1 protein-coding gene is annotated in these 1,769 nt (G+C 65.7%); it reads left to right on the top strand.

Annotated features, from left to right (window positions below):
- A partial coding sequence (locus V6M56_RS18340) for a dihydropteroate synthase (RefSeq protein ID WP_332685614.1) occupies nt 1-1,769 on the top strand: 1,769 nt, incomplete at both ends.

The following is a 1,769-nucleotide window of genomic DNA, read 5'->3' as shown; positions in this document are numbered from 1 at the left end:
ACCATCCCCTTCGTCAATGTCGGCGAGCGCACCAACGTCACCGGCTCGGCCCGCTTCAGGAAGCTGGTCACCGAGGGCGATTTTGCCGCCGCGCTCGACGTGGCGCGCGACCAGGTCGCCAATGGCGCGCAGGTCATCGACATCAACATGGACGAGGGCCTGCTCGATTCCGAGAAGGCGATGACCGAGTTCTGCAACCTGATCGCCTCCGAGCCGGACATCAGCCGCGTGCCGATCATGGTCGACTCGTCGAAGTTCCATGTCATCGAGGCCGGCCTCAAGACCATCCAGGGCAAGCCGATTGTCAACTCGATCTCGATGAAGGAGGGCGAGGAAGCCTTCCTCGAACAGGCGCGGATCTGCCGGCAATACGGTGCCGCGGTCGTGGTCATGGCCTTCGACCACAAGGGCCAGGCCGACACCTATGAGCGCAAGATCGAGATCTGCAGCCGCGCCTACAAGCTCCTGACCGAAGAGGCCGGCTTCCAGCCCGAGGACATCATCTTCGACCCGAACATCTTCGCGATCGCGACCGGCATCGAGGAGCACGACAACTACGGCAACGACTTCATCAACGCGACGCGCACCATCCGCGAGACCCTGCCGCACGCCCATATCTCCGGCGGCGTCTCGAACCTGTCCTTCTCGTTCCGCGGCAACGAGAAGGTGCGCGAGGCGATGCACTCGGTGTTCCTCTACCATTGCATCAAGGCCGGCATGGACATGGGCATCGTCAATGCCGGCCAGCTCGGCTCCTATGACGGGCTCGATCCCGAGCTGCGCGAGCTTTGCGAGGATGTCGTCCTCAACCGGCGCAAGGATTCGACCGAGCGCCTGCTCGATGCCGCGCCGCGCTTCAAGGGCGACGGCTCGACCTCGGTCTCGACCAAGGACCTGGCCTGGCGCGACGACACCGTCGAAAGCCGCCTCGGCTATGCGCTGGTCAACGGCATCACCGAGTTCATCGACCGCGATACCGAGGAGGCCCGGGCCAGTGCCACCCGGCCGCTCGACGTCATCGAAGGCCCGCTGATGGCCGGGATGGGGGTGGTCGGCGACCTGTTCGGCGCCGGCAAGATGTTCCTGCCGCAGGTGGTGAAGTCGGCCCGCGTGATGAAGCAGGCCGTCGCCTACCTGATGCCCTATATGGAGGAGGAGAAGCGCCTCAACGGCGGTAGCGCGCGCTCCGCCGCCGGCAAGGTTCTGATGGCGACGGTGAAGGGCGATGTCCACGACATCGGCAAGAACATCGTCGGCGTCGTGCTCCAGTGCAACAACTACGAGGTCATCGATCTCGGCGTGATGGTGCCGGCGCAGAAGATCCTCGAGACGGCGCGCAAGGAGAATGTCGACATCATCGGCCTGTCGGGGCTGATCACGCCTTCGCTCGACGAGATGGTCACCGTCGCGGCCGAGATGGAGCGCGAGGGCTTCGACATCCCGCTGCTGATCGGCGGGGCGACGACGAGCCGCGTCCATACCGCGGTGAAGATCCACCCGGCCTATGAACGCGGCCAGACGGTCTATGTCACCGATGCCTCGCGCGCGGTCGGCGTCGTCTCCAGCCTGCTCTCGCAGGACCAGAAGGGGCCTTATGTCGAGGGCATCCAGGCCGAATACGCCAAGGTCGCGGCCGCCCATCGCCGCTCGGAGGCCGACAAGCAGCGCCTGCCGCTGGCCAAGGCCCGGGCCAACCCCTTGAGGCCGGACTGGGCCGGCTACCAGCCGCCGAAGCCGACCTTCCTCGGCACGCGCGTCTTCCGGACCTA

The organism is Allobosea sp., assembly GCF_036675845.1.
Lineage (GTDB): Bacteria > Pseudomonadota > Alphaproteobacteria > Rhizobiales > Beijerinckiaceae > Allobosea.
Note: the sequence above shows the minus strand (reverse complement) of the source record. Positions and strands in the feature narration are given on the sequence as shown.